The following is a 3,608-nucleotide window of genomic DNA, read 5'->3' as shown; positions in this document are numbered from 1 at the left end:
ATATTAGCCCCTGCGATGAAACGCCCCCCCCCCACACCATCAGGCTCTGATCAAGCCCTCATTTTCAATATTTATTCACTCAAAGAGTGAAACTGAATAAATACGCTGCCACTCAACATGCCGGCAGCAATGGCGAAAGAGCAGCCAAAAGCGGGATGGCGATCCCACTATCAGATCAGCCAAGGCCAAAGTGGGCTCCATTCAACCCCACTCAATCTGATTGCCGCCCCGCCAGCGCCAGCTTCTCAGCAGTCAAAACCGCATAAAAAACCGGAATAGATCAATAAAAGACAATTAATCTCGCCAGATTAAATTTCAGGTATGGCTATTTGCACCGCTTGGCCGCTAAATGACAGACCGGCCTTCAGACCAGCATGGAAGCGCACAAGGCTAGCCGGCAGCAGACCGGTACGCTCTCAGGACGAGTTATGACTTTCTTCTCTCACAGGAGACAGACCGTGAGCGCTTCGAATCAACACCCCACCATTCCCCCCGGCTCCGGGGCGCTGTTCTTTATCCAGACCTTCTCGACCCTGGGGTTTGCCGTGCTCTACTCCACCCTGGTGCTCTACGCCACCAAGCGGCTCGGCTTTAGCGAATCCCAGGCCAACGCCATGATGGGGGTCTTCGGGGCCTTCAACTATGGCCTGCACCTGTTTGGCGGTTATCTCGGCGGGCGCTACCTCAGCAACCGCAACCTGTTCGTGATGGGGATGGTGCTGCAGGTGATCGGCTGCTACTTCATCGCCGAGATGGGGATCACCGGCCTCTACTGGGGGCTCGCCATGTTCCTTACCGGCAGCGGCCTCAACGTCACCTGCCTCAACATGATGCTGACCCAGCGCTTCGCCCCGGATGATCACCGCCGCGAGAGCGCCTTCCTGTGGAACTACGCCGGGATGAATCTGGGCTTCTTTATCGGCTTCACGGTGGCGGGCTACTTCCAGCTCACCGAGGATTACCGCACCCTGTTCCTGTTTGCAACGCTGGGCAACATCATTGCCATCATCGCCACCTTCGCCTGCTGGCCGATTCTGGCGGATATCAGCACCCCGCTTCGCCATGTCAAAGGGAGCAGCTTCTACCGCCGCATGCTGGCCGGGATCGCCATTCTGGCCATGCTGGTGCCGGCGCTGCGCCTGCTGCTGACCCATGCCAGCTTCAGCGGCAGCTTCGTGCTGATCTTGGGCGCCGTGGTGCTGGTGCTGCTCTGCGTGATGACCGCCCGCCATCCGGACGCCGCCGAGCGCAGCCGCATGGTGGCCTACCTGATCCTCGCCCTTGGCTCCCTTATCTTCTGGTCGCTCTACCAGCTGGCGCCCATGGGGCTGATGCTCTTCTCCGAGCACAACATCAACCTCAACGTGTTCGGGCTGCGGGTCGCGCCCCAGTGGATCCAGAACATCAACACCCTCGTCATCGTCATCGGTGGCCCGCTGATGGCGCTGCTGTTCAAGCGGCTGCGCGAACAGGGGTGGAATATCGACATCCCCTCCCAGTTTGCCGCCTCCCTGTTCTGCATGGGGCTCGGCATGCTGGTGCTGCCGCTCGGCATCCATCTGGCGGGTGCCGACGGGCTGGTCGCCTTCAAGTGGATCGCCATCAGCTATGTGCTGCAGAGCTTTGGCGAGCTGCTTATCTCCCCCATCGGTTACGCCATGATTGGCAAGCTGGCCCCCGCCAGCCTGCAGGGTCTGCTGATGGGCTGCTGGATGATGGTGACCGGCGTTGCCTCCGTGCTGGCGGGCTATGTCTCCAGCGCCATGCCGCAGAATATCGGCAGCTCTCCGGTAGCCACCAACCCGGGCTACAGCTCGGTGTTCAATATGCTCGGCTGGGGCTCGCTGGCGGGCGGCGTGGTGTTGCTACTGCTGGTGCCCCGTCTGCGCCAGCTGATCGCCTCGAAAATTGCCCCGCAACCGGCGGCGACAGTTATCCCCGTCTAATCGACTTGCACCAGCAAGCGGCATGAGCCGCAGACAAGACCAGAGGCCCCGCAATCATGGATTGCGGGGCCTCTGCTTTTGGTGGGATGGCTGGTTCGTTTCAGGCTGCTGGTGCAACGCCGATGGTTATTTTTGCACCAAAGCAACAATCTATTTTTTACTGTCGCACTGATGAAACAATCGCGCAGATCGGGGTGTAAGGGAAATCTGCACAGCCCTGACTACCCAGTAGGTATTTCCCGCCGACAGGGGTACGATGATTGAAGTCGGAACCATATAGCGACGGCTTTTTGCCGGGTCGCCCTATGCCGCCCGCCATATACTCAAAGCCTTGTGAGCCAGACTCACCACGATAAGGAGAGATGAGATGTATATGTTTTTGCCCTTCCTGCTGGCGCTGATAACGGGGATCAGCATCTTGCTGAACAAGCGCGGCGCCTCCTATCTGCTCTGGGCGGTGTTGCTGGTGGTGACCCTGCTCTCCTTTATGCACCATGTGACCGACCCGCTCACCCTCTCGTTCTAGGAGCCTGCCATGAGCCTTTCGACCTCTGCCACCGCCGCGAAGAGTGACCTGCCACAGCTGCTCGACACGCTGGGGCTGGTGGGTATCTGCCTGACCCTGATCGTCGCCTTCTATTACCAGCTCTATCTGGCCGAACTCCCCTGCCCCCTGTGTTTATTGCAGCGGGTCGGCCTTGTCGTCGCCGGTTTCGGCTTTATGTTCAACCTGCAATTTGGCGCAAAAGGGGCACACTACGGCATCGTGATTGTCGGCGCCCTGACCACCGCCATGATCGGCGCCCGGCAGGTGCTGCTGCATATTCTGCCCGGCGATCCCGGCTATGGTTCCACCTTTCTCGGGCTGCACTTTTATAGCTGGTCGCTGGTCAGCGCCCTGCTGATCATCCTGGCCGTCGCCCTGATATTGATGGTGCGGGACGGGCTCGCTATTGCGCTGCCCAAGCTGGATCTGGCGCGCTGGGGGCGCATGGCCTCCCTGCTGTTTGTCTTGCTGATTGCGGCAAACCTGATCTCTACCGTGCTGGAGTGCGGCGCGGGACAGTGCGCCGATAATCCCGTCATCTATGAGCTGCTGAGCCTGCGTTAATCACCCTCAAGGTGGCGGCCAGTCCGCCACCTGTTATTGCCGCCTTATATTGTCGAAAGGTGCAACAAGTCCGGCCCATTGCAGCGGCAACCTCGCAGATTCAATAGCGGTGCAATTTCATTGCACCCTACGGTTACCTCCCCTCACCCTGACCCTCTCCCAAGGGGAGAGGGAACAAATCGATGCCAACCTCAGGCCGTGTCATCACCCAACGGTGATTCCGGCACTCCCTTCTCCCACTCTTTGCCATAGATAAGGGGAGAAGGGTCGGGGATGAGGGGGGAAAAAACCATCACAACCGAAGCCACCGACAAGCAGCAGAACGTTAAATAAAACAGAGAAAAGTAGGGTCGATTAGCGAAGCGCTATCAGCCGCGCCGTAGACGCCATGGCAATAGAAAAGAAGATCTGATGACTTACCCAGTAGCATCGCAGAAACCTGTTTTAGCTATTTTCTCGAATATCTGTTTACTCGTTGCTAGTCAGTCCCATGACTCTATGGTTAACTCGACATGTAATTTAACTTTTAATAAAATACATCACTCTAACTA

At 58.0% G+C, this 3,608-nt stretch carries 3 protein-coding genes; all 3 read left to right on the top strand.

What is annotated here, in order from left to right; all coding sequences use genetic code 11:
• The first annotated feature begins 458 nt into the window (after nucleotides 1-458).
• The 3 genes from LG31_RS0107510 (at nucleotide 459) to LG31_RS0107500 (ending at nucleotide 3,057) form a co-directional block, all read left to right on the top strand.
• Nucleotides 459-1,946: a peptide MFS transporter gene (locus LG31_RS0107510; RefSeq protein WP_033113866.1), complete on the top strand. Its 1,488-nt coding sequence runs from the start codon at nucleotides 459-461 to the stop codon at nucleotides 1,944-1,946.
• 367 nt (nucleotides 1,947-2,313) lie between these two features.
• Nucleotides 2,314-2,472, top strand: a complete 159-nt coding sequence (locus LG31_RS21415; RefSeq protein ID WP_162850503.1) for a DUF5993 family protein — start codon at nucleotides 2,314-2,316, stop codon at nucleotides 2,470-2,472.
• Nucleotides 2,473-2,481: 9 nt separating this feature from the next.
• Complete coding sequence (locus tag LG31_RS0107500) at nucleotides 2,482-3,057, top strand: disulfide bond formation protein B (protein WP_033113865.1); 576 nt, start codon at nucleotides 2,482-2,484, stop codon at nucleotides 3,055-3,057.
• Nucleotides 3,058-3,608: the final 551 nt, after the last annotated feature.

Source organism: Aeromonas lacus (genome assembly GCF_000764665.1).
Taxonomy (GTDB): Bacteria; Pseudomonadota; Gammaproteobacteria; order Enterobacterales; family Aeromonadaceae; genus Aeromonas; species Aeromonas lacus.
The sequence above is the reverse complement of the archived record's forward strand: the minus strand, read 5'-3'. Positions and strand labels throughout refer to the sequence as shown.

What these genes read in the sequence shown, in the direction of transcription:
- LG31_RS21415 (WP_162850503.1), top strand. Translation starts at nt 2,314, where the DNA reads ATGTATATGTTTTTGCCCTTCCTGCTGGCGCTGATAACGGGGATCAGC.
- LG31_RS0107500 (WP_033113865.1), top strand. Translation starts at nt 2,482, where the DNA reads ATGAGCCTTTCGACCTCTGCCACCGCCGCGAAGAGTGACCTGCCACAG.